Source organism: Shinella yambaruensis, assembly GCF_022899355.1.
In the GTDB taxonomy this organism is placed as follows: Bacteria; Pseudomonadota; Alphaproteobacteria; order Rhizobiales; family Rhizobiaceae; genus Shinella; species Shinella yambaruensis.
The window spans coordinates 278,513-292,301 of sequence record NZ_JALJCK010000002.1 but is presented as its reverse complement, the minus strand read 5'-3'; the positions used below and the strand labels follow the sequence as shown (position 1 = coordinate 292,301).

Sequence of the window (13,789 nt, the reverse complement as noted above, 5' to 3'; positions counted from 1 at the left end):
CCTCCCCTCATTCGCCGAGCCGGCCGCCGCCGGCAAGGTAGGCGTCGAGAGACCTGTCGAGAGCGTCGCGGAACCGCGAGACGATCGCGTCGATCTGCTCCGGCGTGCTGATGAGCGGCGGCGCGAAGGCGATCGCCGTGCCGAGCGAACGGCAGACCAGCCCGTTCTCGAAGGCGCGGTTCTGGATGCCGATGCCGAACTGCATGTCGGCGGGGAAGGCTTCGCGCGTCCGCTTGTCGCGGACGATCTCGACGCCCCACATCAGGCCGACGCCGCGCACCTCGCCGACGAGCGGATGCTCGGCAAGCGGCATCATGCCCTCGGCCATGCGCTCCCCGAGCGCTGCGACACCGTCGATGATACCGTCCTCCTCGTAGATCCTCAGCGCCTCGACACCGACGGCGCAGGCAACGGGATGCGCGCCGTAGGTATAACCATGGCCGAAGACGCCGATCTTCTCGCTTTGCGCCTTCATGCCGGCATAAAGCCGTTCGGAAAGCAGCACCGCCGACAGCGGCATATAGGCGGCGGTCAGCGCCTTGGCGCAGGTGATCATGTCCGGCTCCAGCCCGAAGGTCTGGCTTCCCCACCAGGCGCCGGTGCGCCCGAAGCCGGTGATGACCTCGTCGGCCACGAGCAGGACGTCGTGCTTCTTCAGAACCTTCTGGATCTTCTCGAAATAGGTTTTCGGCGGAATGACGACGCCGCCCGTCCCCATGGCCGGCTCGGCGAAGAAGGCCGCAACCGTATCCGGCCCCTCCGCCAAGATCAGCGCATCCAGCTCCTCCGCAAGACGCGTGGCAAAATCCTCCTCCGTCTCCCCCGGCCTGCCCTCGCGATAGAAATGCGGGCATGTGACGTGCAGGAAGCCCGGCAGCGGCAGGTTGAACTCCCGGTGCAGGTGCGGCAGGCCGGTGATGCTGGCCGAACCGATCGAGGTTCCATGATAGCCGCGGTTGCGCGCGATGATCTTCTTCTTTTCCGGCTTGCCCTGAGCGTGGAAATAGTACCAGGCGAGCTTGACGGCGGTGTCGTTCGCCTCCGAGCCGGAGCTCTGGAAGAGCACCTTGGACATCGGCACCGGCGCGATCTTCAGGAGGCGCTCCGAAAGCTCGATCGCCGGCTCCGTCGCGCGATGGGCGAAGTTCTGGTAGTAGGGCAAGGTATTGAGCTGGCGCGTCGCCGCATCGACCAGCCGCTTCTCGCTCATACCGAGCGCCGCGCACCAGAGGCCGGACATGCCCTCGATATATTGCTTGCCGTCGTCGTCATAGACATAGGCACCCTCGCCGCGGGCCATGATCGTCGGCCCGACAGTCTCGTGGGCGGCAAGATTGGTCTGCGGGTGGATCTGGGACGCGATGTCGCGCATGCGCAGCGAATTGTACATGGTTTCCTCCTGAAATGGGATGCGGGGCGTATCGGACGGCCGTCACGCGTCCTTGCGCTTCACGAACTGGGCGGCGATCAGCACGACGATCGACAGGGCCACCAGCATGGACGAGATGGCGGCGACGGTCGGATCGACCTGGTCGCGGATATTGGCGAACATGCGCTTGGTCAGCGTGGAGTTCGCGCCGCTCGACACGAACAGCGAGACGACGACCTCGTCGAAGGACGTGACGAAGGCGAACAGCATGCCGGAGAAGACCGAGATGCGGATCTGCGGCAGCGTGACGGTGAGAAAGGCCGTCACGGGCGAGGCCCCGAGGCTGCGGGCGGCACGTTCGAGGTTGGGGTCGAAACTCTTCAGCCCGTTGCCGACGGCGATCATGACGAAGGGGATGGCGAGCGTGGTATGCGCCAGGACGAGGCCGGTGATGGTGTTGTTGAGCCCGAAGCGGGCGTAGACGAAGAACACGCCGATGGCGACGAAGATCAGCGGGATCATCATCGGCAGCATCAAGAGGCCCCGGGTAATCGGCGTGAAGAGGCTGGTCGCCTTGTAGAGCCCGTAGGAGGCCAGCGTGCCGAGCACGGTGGCCAGCACCGTCGTAAGGCCCGCCACCTTGAGCGAGACCACCGCGGACTGGATCCATTCCGGCGAGGTGAAGAAGGCTTCGTACCAGCGCAGGCTGAGGCTGCGCGGCGGAAACTCGAGATATTGCGAGTCCGAGAACGACATGGGGATGACGAGGATGCAGGGAATGACCAGGAAGGTCATGACGAGCGCAACCGTCGCATAGAGCCAGAGGCGCTGGCCATGCGTGACCTGGGTGGAGGTGGCAGGCGTGTTCAGCATCATGGTTTCCCCGCGGAAAAGCTCAAGGCGTCGGTCAGCCTGCGCACGCCCCACAGAACGACGGCCGTCACCACCAGCAGCGCCACGCTGAGGGCGCTCGCCGCGCCCCAGTTGGAGAATTTCGAAACGGCATCGGCGATCTGCGTGGACCACATGGCGACACGGCCGCCGCCGAGAAGGGCCGGCGTCAGGTAGAAACCGAGGCAAAGCACGAAGGTCAGCGCAATACCCGAGGCAAGGCCGGGCATCGACAAAGGCAGGAAGACCTGTCGGAACGCCTGGCTCGGCGAGGCGCCGCAATTGGCCGCCGCGCGCAAAAGCACCGGGTCGATCGCCTTCATGGACGCATAGAGCGGCAGGATCAGGAAGGGCAGCATGACATGCACCATGCCGATGATCGTGCCCGTCAGATTGTGCACCAGCGCAAGCGGCTCGTCGATCACGCCCATCGAAAGCAGCCAGTCGTTGATGACGCCGTTGCGCTGCAACAGGACCAACCAAGCATAGGTGCGCACCAGCACCGACGTCCAGAACGGCAGGATGACGAACACCAGGAGGATCTGCGCGGCACGCGCGGAAAGCTGCGACAGGAGATAGGCGACCGGATAGCCGAAGACCACGCACAGCGCCGTCACCAGGCCGGCGACCTTGAAGGTGGTGAGGAAGCTGCCGACATAGGCGGGCCGCAGCAGCCGGGCATAGTTCTGGGCCGAGAGATTGCCGGCGGCGTCGAACAGCGACAGCCAGGCAAGCCAGGCAAAGGGGATGAGAAGAATGCAGGCGACGAGGACCAGCGCCGGCAGGGCAAGCCCGCTGAAAATGCGCCGTTCCCGGCGCCTGGCGCTCTTGAGCATGGCGCGATTGAGCGGCATGCCCGGGGCTCCGTCCATGGCGAGCGTCATGGCGCGGCGCTCCCGATGACGAGGCTCGCTTCCGCCGGCAGCCACAGGGCAAGGGTATCGCCAGGCTGCGGCAAAGGTTGCCGTTCCGCCCCGGAATGGCGGATAGCGACCTCATGGCCACCGGGCAGCGAGACGGAAACCTGGTTGCAATCCCCCCGATAGACGACATCGAGCACCCTGCCCTCGATGCGGTTGTCGCGGTCGGCATCGCCCTGCCAGCGCAGCCGCTCCGGGCGGACCATGAGCCAGGCCTCCCCCGTCGATGAGGCGGCCCTCGTATCGGCAAGCCGGAGCGGTCGTCCGTCGAGGACATAGGTCTGATCGCGGCGCTCGACGGGCAGGAAGCGGGTCTCGCCCATGAAGCCCGCGACGAACTTGCAGTTCGGGCGGTCGTAGACCGTCGCGGGCACGTCGAGCTGGATGATCCTTCCCTTGTCGAGAACCGCGATGCGGTCCGACATGGTCAGGGCCTCCTGCTGGTCGTGCGTGACATAGATCGTCGTCATGCCGAGCTGCCTGTGCAGCCGCTTGAGCTCAATCTGCATGTGTTCGCGCAGGTTCTTGTCGAGTGCGGAGAGCGGCTCGTCCATCAGCAGCAGGCGCGGCTCGAAGACGAAGGCGCGCGCCAGCGCCACACGCTGGCGCTGGCCGCCCGACAGCGCGGTGATGCGCCGGTCGGCAAGGTGCTGCATGTGCACGATCTCCAGCGCGTCCATCACTCGCCTGCGGATGGAGGGCCTGTCCACCTTCCGCAGCTTCAGCGGATAGGCAACGTTCGAGAAGACGTCCATGTGAGGGAACAGCGCATAGTTCTGGAACACCATGCCAAGGTCGCGCTTGTGCGGCGGACGCGTGATGAACTCGACGTCATCGACCAGCAAGCTGCCGAGATCGGGCCGCTCGAAGCCGGCGATGACGTTGAGAAGCGTGGTCTTTCCCGAGCCGGAAGGGCCGAGAAGCGTCAGGAACTCCCCCGCCTTGATATCCAGGGAAACGCCGTCGAGCGCCCTGAAGCTGCCATAGGCCTTGTGGACCTCGCGAAGGTTGACTCTGCCCGAGCGCATCCTGTCCTCCCGGCTCGTTCGATCAGTTCGACATCAGCAGGCTGTAGTCCTCGCGAACCAGCTCGTTGTTGTCGCGCCACCAGTTGGCGTCGAGGAAGGTCTGCTTCTTGACGTTTTCCGGCGACATGTTGGATTGCGCCAGCACCTCCGGCGAAAACGCCTTCACCTCGAAGGCCAGGCTGTTGGTCGGGCCATAATAGGGCATCATTTCCGGAATGCGCGCCTGCACGTCGGGCGACACGACGCCGGCGATGAACTTCTGGGCGCTCGCCGCGTGCGGCGCGCCCTTGAGGATCGCCAGGCAGCCGTAGCCGAGGATCGCATCCTGGTAGGTGAACTTGACGGGTGCCCCGTCCGTGATCACCGACGCGACGCGGCTGCCCCAGATCGCCATCATGTCGACCTCGCCATCCTTGAGGAGCTGGGCGGATTGCGCTCCGGACGACCACCAGACGCCGACATTGGCCTTGATCTTCTCGAGCGCCGCGAGCGCCCGCTCGGTGTCGAGCGGATAGAGGCTGTCCTTGTCGACGCCGTCGGCGATGAGCGCGATCTCCATCATTTCCTGCGGATAGGTGCTGAGCGCGCGACGGCCGGGAAAGGCCTCCACGTTCCAGAAATCCTGCCAGCTTGCCGGCGCCTTGTCCTTGTAGACATCGGTGCGCCAGGCCAGAACGACGGAATAGGTGTTCGTCGCGATCCAATGCTCGCCGTATCCGCGCGCGTCAAAACCCTTCGTGCTGATCGTGCCGTAGTCGAGCGGCTCGAAAAGCCCTTCCTTGCCGCCGACCGCGCATTCGTCAGCGCCGAGATGCACGACATCCCAGGTCGGGGAGCCGGACTGGACCTGCACCCGCACGGCGGCGAGCCCGTCATGGGTTTCCTCGCGCAGTTCGACGCCTGCGGCATCGGCCGCGGGCTGCCAGATCGTCTTGCGCAGGTCTGTCTGAAGGTTGCCGCCGAAGCCGGCGACGGTGAGGACGTCCTGCGCCGCGGCGACGCCGGCGAAGGAGAGCACGCCCGCTGTCGCGGCGATGGTCAAGAATGCGCGATTACACGATGCCATTACCAAGTTCCTCCTCTGGTGATGCCCGGCCGGAGCCATCCTCCACGGCCCGAATGCATGATCGACATTCCGTTCCCTGCGTGCCAATCTAGTTAATGAGATGAACTATATTGTTCACCTTGTCAACTAAATTTCTGCGCATAAAATGACCCGGCGGGAACCGTGAGGAGCAACCATTTGAATAAGAAAGTCGAAAACATGACGGACCGCTCCGACGGCAGTTTCTTTCGCGGACACCTGGCGCCCCAGAAGAGCGAACCGGACATACGGGACCTGTTCTCCTTCGAGCTGCAGCGGCTGGCCGGCCTTTCCACCCGCATCGCGGCCCTTTCGATCCGGCCGAAATACGGCATCACCGCGCGCGAATGGCGCGCGCTCGCCGTTCTCAAATATCTCGGCGAAGTACCGCTCCAGGAACTGGCGAAACACAGCGGACTGCTGAAAAGCCAGATGAGCCGGACGGTTTCGTCGATGATCGAGCGCGGCTACATCCTGAAGACCGCCAATCCCGAGGACGGGCGCAGCATCCTGCTCAAGCTCAGCCCGGAGGGGCTGGACCTGTCGCAGGCGATCCTGGCCGACGCCTTCGAGCGCAACGAAAACATGCTCTCGACCCTCAGCCACGCCGAACGACAGATCCTGATCGAACTGCTGCAGCGGGTGGGACGCAACAGCGCACATTATTTCCACGACCTGAAAACCAGGGCATCCCAGGAGGATCTGCGCGAACTGGACGAGGAGTGAACATGCAACGCCAGAATTATAGTTGACAATATGAACTAAATTTCGCATCACTACCTCCAAGGAAACCGGGAGGATCGAGATGTCGGAGGCGCTGACAATCTGCGAGTGCTTTGCAAGGGACGGCTTGCAGCACGAAACGACGGACCTTTCCACGCAAACCAAGATCGCCCTGATCGACGCCATTTCCGAAGCCGGCTTCCCGCGCGTGGAAGCGACGAGCTACAGCAGCCCCCGCCAAGTGCCGGTCTTCGCCGATGCCAGCGACGTGCTGGCCGGCATCCGCCGCCGGCCCGGCACGGCCTACAAGGCGACCTGCCCCAACCTTCATGCCGTCAGACGAGCAATCGAGGATCGAGAAGCCGGCCATGGACCGGAGGAGATAAGCCTGCTCGTGTCGGCGACACAGGCGCACACCGAGAAGAACCTGCGCACGACGCGCGAGCAGCAATGGCGCAACATTGCCGAGATGGTCGCGCTGGCGGATGGCGGGTTCCGCCTGATCGGCGTGATCTCCATGGCGCTCGGCTGCCCCTTCGAGGGCCGGGTCGACCCGGCATCCGTCATCGGCGACCTGAAGGCCTTCTCCGACCTCGGCGTGCGCCACGTCTCCATCTGCGACACGACCGGCCACGGCACGCCCGGCAGCGTGCGCCGCCTCTTTGCCCGCGCCATGGCCGAGGTGCCCGACGTCACGCCCATCGCCCATTTCCACGACACGCGCGGCACCGGCATCGCCAATTGCATGGCCGCCTACGAGGTCGGCTGCCGCTGGTTCGACAGCGCGATCGGCGGCGTCGGCGGCCACCCCGCCCAGATCCGCTATGGCGGCGGCTATACCGGCAATGTGGCGACGGAAGATCTCGTCAATCTCTTCGAGGCCGAGGGCATTGCGACCGGCATCGACATCGACAGGCTCCAGGCCGCCTCGCTGCAATGCGAGCAGGCGCTTGGGCGCGAGTTGCAGAGCAAGGTGGCGCGCACCGGTTTCGGCCATCTGGCAGCGTAGGATTTCTCATGACACAGACTGACGCTTCACCGATCCTCATCAGCGAAGACCGCGGCCCGGTCCGCATCCTCTCGCTCAACCGGCCCGACAAGCTGAACGCCCTCGACACGGCCCTGACGCAGGCGCTGCACGATGCGATGCTGGCCGCGGACGCCGACGAGGCCGTGCGGGCGATCGTACTGACGGGGACGGGACGGGCCTTTTGCGCGGGAGCGGACCTTGCGGAGTTCTCCACCCTGACGCCGGCCAACCAGGACCTCGTGGAAAAGCGCGCCGACCTCACCTGCCGGACCCAGGCGATGATGCAGCGCCTTTCCAAACCGGTCGTTTCGGCCGTGCGCGGCGCGGCCGTCGGCGGCGGCGCTGGACTGGCGATCGGTTGCGACATGATGGTGGCCGGCACCGACCTGAAATTCGGCTATCCCGAGCTGAAGCATTCCATCGTGCCGGCATTGGTGATGACCGGCCTGCAACGCTCGCTCGGCCGCAAGGCGGCCTTCGAGATGGTCAGCCTCGGCCGCCTCATCGGGGCCGAGGAGGCGCGTGCCCTCGGCCTCGTCAACCGGGTCGTCGCGCCGGAGGCGGTCGTCGAGGCGGCCCTCGATATCGCCGGTCAATGGGCCGCCGCGCATCCGAAGGCGATGGCCGCCGTCAAGTCGCTGTACTATCGCGTCGCCGACCTCCCCCATGACGAGGCGATGGCCGCCGGACGCACCGTCAACGCGCAGATGCGCAGCTTCCGGGAGGAGTGCTGATGAAGCCGCTGGAAGGCATCCGCATCCTCGACTTTTCCCGCGTGCTCGCCGGCCCCATGGCGACGCAGATCCTCGCCGAGCTCGGCGCGGAGGTGACGAAGGTCGAGCGGCCGGGCACGGGCGATGAATCCCGCCTGTTCGAGCCCCGGCTGCCCCGCGGCGAAAGCGCCTATTTCTTCGCGTTCAACCGCGCCAAGCGCTCCATGACGCTGAACCTGAAATCTCCGGAAGGACAGGAGATCGCCGCCAGGCTGGCGGAGACGCACGACGTCGTTCTGGAGAACTTCCTGCCCGGCGAGATGGACCGCTTCAATCTCGGCTACGACGCGCTCTCCCGCCGCAATCCCGGCCTCGTCTATGTCTCCAATACCGGCTTCGGGCAGACCGGGCCCTATCGCCTGCGCAATGGTTACGACACGATCTTCCAGGCGCTCTCCGGTATCATGCATCTCACCGGCCATCCCGACGCGCCGCCCGCCAAGGCCGGCATTCCGGTCTCGGACATGACCTCCGGCCTGTGGATCGCGATCGCGATCCTGACGGGACTGGTCGGGCGCGGGCGCAGCGGCCGGGGATGCCATGTCGACCTGTCGATGATGGATGTCCAGACGAGCCTCCTGGCGCTTGCCGCCGCCCGCCTCTTCGCGCTGGGCGAGGATATCGGCCGCTCGGGAACGGAGCATCCGGGCCGCGTTCCCTCCGCGGCGTTCCAGTGCGCCGATGGCACATGGCTGCATATCAGCGGCAGCGACCAGCACTGGGACGATATCTGCGGGGTCCTCGGCCTCGACGATCTTGCCGCCGACGCGGCCTTGAGGAAGAACGCCGCCCGCGTCGCCGCCCGCGAACGGGTGATGGCGGACATGCGGCAGGCGATCGCGCAGCGCGAACGCGGACCGCTCGCCGAGGCGCTGCGAGACCGCGGCGTGCCGGCCGGCGAGGTGAACACGGTCCGCGAGATCCTGAGCGATCCCCACAGTGAGGCCCGCGGCGTGGTCGGCACGTTCGACCACCCGGAGGAGGGCACCGTCCGCGCCTTGCGCACGCCGCTGCGCTTTGCGGGCTACGAGGATCCCGTCATCGGCTGCCCGCCGCCGCTCGGTGCGGACACGGCGGCGCTGCTTGCCGGGGAGCTGGGCATGCCGGCCGAGACCATCGACCGGCTGAGGAATGAGGGAGTGATCTGATGAGCAAAGCAACCCCCCCGGTTCTCCTGCGGCGCGAGGAGAGTGTCGCCCATGTGGTCCTCGACCGCGCGGAAGCGCGCAACGCCCTCAATCTGCCGATGTGCCTTGCCCTGAAGGAGATTTTCGAGGCGCTCGATGCCGATGCCGATATCCGCGCCGTTGTGCTTTCGGCGAACGGTCCCGTCTTCTGCGCCGGAGCGGACCTGAAGGAGCGCAACGGCCGGGACGAGGCCTGGGTGATCGCCCGGCGGCGCGCCTCCTTCGCCGCCTACGACGCCATTGCCCGCTGCCGCAAGCCGGTGGTCGCGGCAACGCAAGGCCCCGTGGTCGGCTCCGGCGGCGAGATCCTGATGAGCTGCGACTTCGTCATCGCATCGGACAGGACGACCTTCCGCTTCCCCGAGCCGCAATGGGGCACGGTCGGCGCAACGCAGCGCCTGCAACGCACGATCGGCAAGATGCGGGCCAAGGAACTCCTGTTCACCGGCCGCACCATGCCGGTCGAGGAGGCCTACCAGCTTGGCCTCGTCGCCCGCATCGTGCCGGCGGAAGCCTTGGCCGAAACCATCGCCGGCATCGCCGAGGCGATCGCCGCCGCGCCACCGCTTGCCATGGCGCTGACCAAGCAGGCGGTGGATCTCGGCAGCGAAACCGACCTCAACAACGGCATCCGCGTCGAAATGGCCGCGATCGAGCGGTGCCTGGCGGACGGCGGCTGGCGCGATGGCCTGAACCGCTTCGCGAACAGCGTCGGAGGCAAGGAAAATCATGATCTCTGACCATGCCGCCCCCTTCGACATCGACGCGCTCTGCGCAACGACGATCTCCGCCGCACTGGCGCGGGCCGCAACGCTTGCCGGCGATGTCGAGGCCGTCGTGGCGACAGACGGGCGGCTGACCTATGCCGCGCTCGCCGCCGAGGTCGCACGCATCCGCGACGGACTGGCGGCGCAGGGCGTGAGGAAGGGCGAGCACATCGGCCTTTGCCTCGGCAATTCCACGCGCTGGGTGGCGATCTTTCTGGCGATCGGCTCGCTCGGCGCGGTGACCGTGCCGATCAACACCCGTTTCGTCGCCGCCGAGATGGCCTATGCGCTTTCCCAGTCGAAGGTTTCGCGCCTTATCCTGTGCGACCGGTTCCTCAAGATCGATTTCATCGGCCTGCTGCGGCAGATCGACCCCGCGCTCACCGACCGGCTGCCCGCCCTCGCCCTTCCGGATCTCAGGCAACTGATCGTCATCGGAGACAACGTGCCGCCTACGGCCCTCGCCTGGGAGGCCCTGCTCGCAAGCGGCGCCGCGCCCGCGCAGGCACGGGGCGAGGCCAACGACCCGCTGCTCATCCAGTATACGTCCGGCACCACATCCTTTCCGAAAGGCGTTCTCCTCACCCAGCGCAGCATGCTGGGCAACGCCTTCGTCTCCGGTCATCGCATGGGCCTTCGCGTCGGCGATCGGTTCCATAGCGCCCGGCCGTTCTTCCACGTCGCGGGCACGACGCTCTCCATCCTCTCCTGCCTCCAGCACATGGCGACGCTCGTCTCCATGGACCGGTTCGAACCGGGCGAGGCGCTGCGTCTCATGGAGGCCGAGCGCTGCACGCATTTCTCCGGCAACGACACGATGGCGCTGATGCTGCTCAGCCATCCCGAGCGCCCGGCGCGCCGCCTCGTCCTGCGCGGCGCCTGGCTCGCCGCCTCGCCGACCATCGTCGCCCGCGTCATCGACGAGCTCGGCGCAGGCGAATGCGTCGTCGGCTACGGGCTTTCGGAAGCCGCGCCCAACATCGCGCAATCCTCCTGGTGGGAGCCGGAGGCCGTCCGCATATCGGCCGCCATGCGGCCGCAACCGGGCATCGACGTCCGCATCCTGAAGGAAGATGGCGAGGATGCCGCCTGCGGCGAACCGGGGGAAATCCTCGTGCGCGGCTGGAGCGTCATGCGGGAATATTTCGACAAGCCCGCCGAAACGCGGGCCGCGCTCTCGGCCGACGGCTGGCTGTCCACCGGCGATCTCGGCGCGCTGGACGAGAACGGCAGGCTGACCTTCCTCGGCCGCGCCAAGGAGATCGTGCGCGTCGGCGGCGAGAACGTTTCGCCGGCCGACGTGGAGAACGTCCTGCATCGCCATGCGGCGATCCGCCAGGCGGCGGTGGTCGGCGTGCCGGACGAACGCCTCGTCGAGGTGACCGGCGCCTTCGTCATCCTGAAGGAGGGCGCCAAGGCCGAACCGGCGGAGATCATGGACTGGGCGAAGGCCAACATGGCCGGCTTCAAGGTGCCGCGCCATGTCTGGATCGTCGAGAGCTTCGAAGCGATCGGCATGACGGCAAGCGCCAAGATCCAGAAGAAGCAGCTCGCCGAACACGCCCGCAAGCTGATCGGAGCGTGACCCCATGCGGATAGAAACCCCCATGCGGATCGAAACCGATGTGACGCAGCTTCTCGGCATCGACCTGCCGATCATCCAGGCCGGCATGTCGTGGGCATCGTCCAACGCGGCCCTGCCGCTTGCCGTTTCGGCCGCCGGCGGTCTCGGCGTGATCGCCGCAGGTCCCATGTATGCGCACGACCTCGCCGCGGCGATCGATGCGGTGCGGGCGGGCACGGACAGGCCGTTCGCCGTCAACCTGCCGCTCTATCGCAAGGGCGCCGACGAGATCATGGACCTCCTTGTCGAAAAGCGCGTGCCCGTGCTCATCGCCTCCCAGGGCGGGCCGAAGCGCTACCTCGAGCGCTTCAAGGCCATCGGCACCGTCTGCCTGCATGTGGTCGCCGGTGCGGAGCACGCGGCCAAGGCGGCGGCGGCCGGCGTCGACGGCCTCATCGCCGTCGGCGGGGAAGCCGGCGGCCATCCTCCGCCGGATCTCGTCTCCACGCTCGTTCTCGGCCGTGCGATCATAAGAGCCGTGCCCGGCGTGCCGCTCATCCTCAGCGGCGGCTTTGCCGATGGATACGGCCTTGCCGCCGCCCTGGCGCTGGGGGCCGGCGCGGCGCAGTTCGGCACGCGCTTCATGCTGTCCTGCGAGGCGCGCCTGCACGCCGCCTACAGCCAGCGCCTGCTGTCCGCCTCCGTCACCGACACGATGGTGGTCGGCCATGGCCTGGGCATGATCCGCATCCTGCGCAACGACTTTGGCGAACGGATGGGGGCGGCGGAAGCGGAAGGACGGCAATTGGAAGAGCGCAAGGCGCTCTTCGCCGCCGCCTCGCTCAAGGCCGCGGCCTTCGACGGCGATGTCGAGAACGGCAAGGTCGAGGCCGGCCAGAGCGCAGGCCTCGTCGACGACATCCTACCGGCGGCGGACATCGTCGCCGCCATCGCGCGGGACTATGCGGCGGCGCTCGCCGCCCTGCCCCGCCCCATGACACGCTCTCGTGAAGGACTGAGCCATGCTGGATAAACCGCTTCTCATCAACGGCGAATGGCGCGCGCCCGCCGGCAACCGATCGGCCGGGGTTCACAATCCGGCAACCGGCGAGGTGACCGCGCAACTGGCCTTGTGCGAACGCGCCGACCTCGACGCGGCGCTGGAAGCGGCGCAGCAGGGTTTCGAAACCTGGCGCAGGACCACCGCCCTCGACCGCGCGAAGATCCTGCACAAGGCGGCCGCCCTTGTGCGAGAGCGTGCCGAAACCATGGCGCAGCTCATGTCGCGGGAACAGGGAAAGCCGATCGCGGAGGCGCGAGGCGAGGCGAATGCCGCCGCCGAGCACATCGAATGGCATGCCGAGGAGGGCCGGCGTGCCTATGGCCGCGTCATCCCCGCGCGCGTGCCGGGCGCACGCCAGGTTGTCCTGCGCGAGCCCGTAGGCCCCGTCGCCGCGTTCACCCCCTGGAACTTCCCGATCAACCAGCTCGTGCGCAAAATCTCCGCCGCGCTCGCCAGCGGGTGCTCGATCATCGCCAAGCCGCCGGAGGAGGCGCCGTCCACCTGTATCGCGCTTGCCCGCGCCTTCCAGGATGCCGGCCTGCCGCCGGGCGTGCTCGGCATCGTCTTCGGCCCGGCCGCCGAGGTTTCCGAGCACCTCATCGCCTCGCCGGTCATCCGCAAGATCTCGTTCACCGGCTCCGTTCCGGTCGGCAAGAAGCTCGGGGCGATGGCCGCCGCCGGGGTCAAGCGCGCGACGATGGAGCTCGGCGGCCATGCGCCCTACATCGTCGCGAAGGACGCGGATGTCGAGGCCGCCGTCAAGCTCGGCCTGATGCTGAAATACCGCAATGCCGGCCAGGTCTGCGCAGCGCCCACCCGCTTCTATATCGAGGAAGACGTCTACGACGCCTTCCGGTCGGGCTTCGTGGCCGGTGCGCGCGCCATCAAGGTCGGCGACGGCCTGTCGGACGGCGTGCAGATGGGCCCGCTCACGCACGCCCGGCGGCTCGATGCGATGGCGCGCTTCGTGGACGACGCCGTCTCGCATGGCGCCCGGCTGGACTGCGGCGGCAAGCGTATCGGCAACAGCGGCTATTTCTTCGAGCCGACGGTGCTCGGCGACGTGCCGGAAGACGCAGCGGTCATGAATGACGAGCCGTTCGGCCCGCTTGCGGCGCTCGTGCCCGTCTCCGACATCGACGAGGCGATCCGGCGGTCCAACCGCCTGCCCTTCGGCCTCGCCGCCTTCGGCTTCACGCGCTCGCTGGCGACGGCCGACCGGTTTTCGACCGAGCTTGAAGCCGGCATGGTCTCGATCAACCATTTCGGCATCGCCGCCGCGGAAACGCCCTTCGGCGGCCTCAAGGAGAGCGGCTACGGCAGCGAGGGCGGCAGCGAAACGCTCGACGCCTACCTGACGACGAAGTTCGTCAGCCATATCGGCCTGTGA

13 protein-coding genes are annotated in these 13,789 nt (G+C 66.9%); 8 read left to right on the top strand and 5 right to left on the bottom strand.

The genetic code is table 11. From position 1 onward, the window contains the following. Positions 1–7 precede the first annotated feature (7 nt). From MUU56_RS05310 to MUU56_RS05290, 5 genes are read right to left on the bottom strand one after another with little or no spacing between them, the layout of a single operon-like run. The gene (locus MUU56_RS05310) at positions 8–1,390 is read right to left on the bottom strand and encodes an aminotransferase (RefSeq protein WP_244766270.1); all 1,383 of its coding nucleotides are present in this window, start codon (positions 1,388–1,390) and stop codon (positions 8–10) included. A gap of 42 nt (positions 1,391–1,432) precedes the next feature. Next, positions 1,433–2,242, bottom strand: a complete 810-nt coding sequence (locus MUU56_RS05305; RefSeq protein ID WP_244766269.1) for an ABC transporter permease — start codon at positions 2,240–2,242, stop codon at positions 1,433–1,435. Continuing rightward, a complete protein-coding gene (locus MUU56_RS05300) occupies positions 2,242–3,144 on the bottom strand; it encodes an ABC transporter permease (protein WP_398430858.1) in 903 nt (300 codons plus the stop codon). Before MUU56_RS05300 ends, MUU56_RS05305 begins: the two co-directional genes overlap by 1 nt. Continuing rightward, positions 3,141–4,208, bottom strand: a complete 1,068-nt coding sequence (locus MUU56_RS05295; RefSeq protein WP_244766268.1) for an ABC transporter ATP-binding protein — start codon at positions 4,206–4,208, stop codon at positions 3,141–3,143. The genes MUU56_RS05300 and MUU56_RS05295 overlap by 4 nt, the downstream gene beginning before the upstream one ends. 22 nt (positions 4,209–4,230) lie before the next feature. Beyond that, positions 4,231–5,274, bottom strand: a complete 1,044-nt coding sequence (locus MUU56_RS05290; protein ID WP_244766267.1) for an ABC transporter substrate-binding protein — start codon at positions 5,272–5,274, stop codon at positions 4,231–4,233. 177 nt (positions 5,275–5,451) lie between these two features. Here MUU56_RS05290 and MUU56_RS05285 point away from each other — a divergent pair, with 177 nt between their 5' ends. The 8 genes from MUU56_RS05285 to MUU56_RS05250 all read left to right on the top strand — a co-directional run bounded on the left by MUU56_RS05285 (position 5,452) and on the right by MUU56_RS05250 (position 13,789). After that, entirely contained in the window at positions 5,452–6,018 is a 567-nt protein-coding gene (locus MUU56_RS05285) for a MarR family winged helix-turn-helix transcriptional regulator (protein WP_133036248.1), read from the top strand. Between the two features lie 79 nt (positions 6,019–6,097). After that, complete coding sequence (locus MUU56_RS05280; RefSeq protein WP_244766266.1) at positions 6,098–7,024, top strand: hydroxymethylglutaryl-CoA lyase; 927 nt, start codon at positions 6,098–6,100, stop codon at positions 7,022–7,024. Positions 7,025–7,032: 8 nt separating this feature from the next. Further along, positions 7,033–7,779, top strand: a complete 747-nt coding sequence (locus tag MUU56_RS05275) for an enoyl-CoA hydratase/isomerase family protein (RefSeq protein WP_244766265.1) — start codon at positions 7,033–7,035, stop codon at positions 7,777–7,779. Next, positions 7,779–8,966, top strand: coding sequence for a CaiB/BaiF CoA transferase family protein (locus MUU56_RS05270; RefSeq protein WP_244766264.1), 1,188 nt, complete (start codon positions 7,779–7,781; stop codon positions 8,964–8,966). The genes MUU56_RS05275 and MUU56_RS05270 overlap by 1 nt, the downstream gene beginning before the upstream one ends. Continuing rightward, on the top strand, positions 8,966–9,745 hold the full coding sequence (locus tag MUU56_RS05265) for an enoyl-CoA hydratase/isomerase family protein (protein ID WP_244766263.1): 780 nt from the start codon (positions 8,966–8,968) through the stop codon (positions 9,743–9,745). Before MUU56_RS05270 ends, MUU56_RS05265 begins: the two co-directional genes overlap by 1 nt. Then, positions 9,735–11,357 carry an AMP-binding protein gene (locus tag MUU56_RS05260; RefSeq protein WP_244766262.1) on the top strand — a complete coding sequence of 541 codons (1,623 nt, stop codon included), beginning with the start codon at positions 9,735–9,737 and terminating at the stop codon, positions 11,355–11,357. Before MUU56_RS05265 ends, MUU56_RS05260 begins: the two co-directional genes overlap by 11 nt. A gap of 22 nt (positions 11,358–11,379) precedes the next feature. Continuing rightward, positions 11,380–12,369, top strand: a complete 990-nt coding sequence (locus tag MUU56_RS05255; RefSeq protein ID WP_244766261.1) for an NAD(P)H-dependent flavin oxidoreductase — start codon at positions 11,380–11,382, stop codon at positions 12,367–12,369. Then, complete coding sequence (locus tag MUU56_RS05250) at positions 12,359–13,789, top strand: NAD-dependent succinate-semialdehyde dehydrogenase (protein ID WP_244766260.1); 1,431 nt, start codon at positions 12,359–12,361, stop codon at positions 13,787–13,789. Before MUU56_RS05255 ends, MUU56_RS05250 begins: the two co-directional genes overlap by 11 nt.

What these genes read in the sequence shown, in the direction of transcription:
- MUU56_RS05310 (WP_244766270.1), bottom strand. Translation starts at nt 1,390, where the DNA reads ATGTACAATTCGCTGCGCATGCGCGACATCGCGTCCCAGATCCACCCG.
- MUU56_RS05305 (WP_244766269.1), bottom strand. Translation starts at nt 2,242, where the DNA reads ATGCTGAACACGCCTGCCACCTCCACCCAGGTCACGCATGGCCAGCGC.
- MUU56_RS05300 (WP_398430858.1), bottom strand. Translation starts at nt 3,144, where the DNA reads ATGACGCTCGCCATGGACGGAGCCCCGGGCATGCCGCTCAATCGCGCC.
- MUU56_RS05295 (WP_244766268.1), bottom strand. Translation starts at nt 4,208, where the DNA reads ATGCGCTCGGGCAGAGTCAACCTTCGCGAGGTCCACAAGGCCTATGGC.
- MUU56_RS05290 (WP_244766267.1), bottom strand. Translation starts at nt 5,274, where the DNA reads ATGGCATCGTGTAATCGCGCATTCTTGACCATCGCCGCGACAGCGGGC.
- MUU56_RS05280 (WP_244766266.1), top strand. Translation starts at nt 6,098, where the DNA reads ATGTCGGAGGCGCTGACAATCTGCGAGTGCTTTGCAAGGGACGGCTTG.
- MUU56_RS05275 (WP_244766265.1), top strand. Translation starts at nt 7,033, where the DNA reads ATGACACAGACTGACGCTTCACCGATCCTCATCAGCGAAGACCGCGGC.
- MUU56_RS05270 (WP_244766264.1), top strand. Translation starts at nt 7,779, where the DNA reads ATGAAGCCGCTGGAAGGCATCCGCATCCTCGACTTTTCCCGCGTGCTC.
- MUU56_RS05265 (WP_244766263.1), top strand. Translation starts at nt 8,966, where the DNA reads ATGAGCAAAGCAACCCCCCCGGTTCTCCTGCGGCGCGAGGAGAGTGTC.
- MUU56_RS05260 (WP_244766262.1), top strand. Translation starts at nt 9,735, where the DNA reads ATGATCTCTGACCATGCCGCCCCCTTCGACATCGACGCGCTCTGCGCA.
- MUU56_RS05255 (WP_244766261.1), top strand. Translation starts at nt 11,380, where the DNA reads ATGCGGATCGAAACCGATGTGACGCAGCTTCTCGGCATCGACCTGCCG.
- MUU56_RS05250 (WP_244766260.1), top strand. Translation starts at nt 12,359, where the DNA reads ATGCTGGATAAACCGCTTCTCATCAACGGCGAATGGCGCGCGCCCGCC.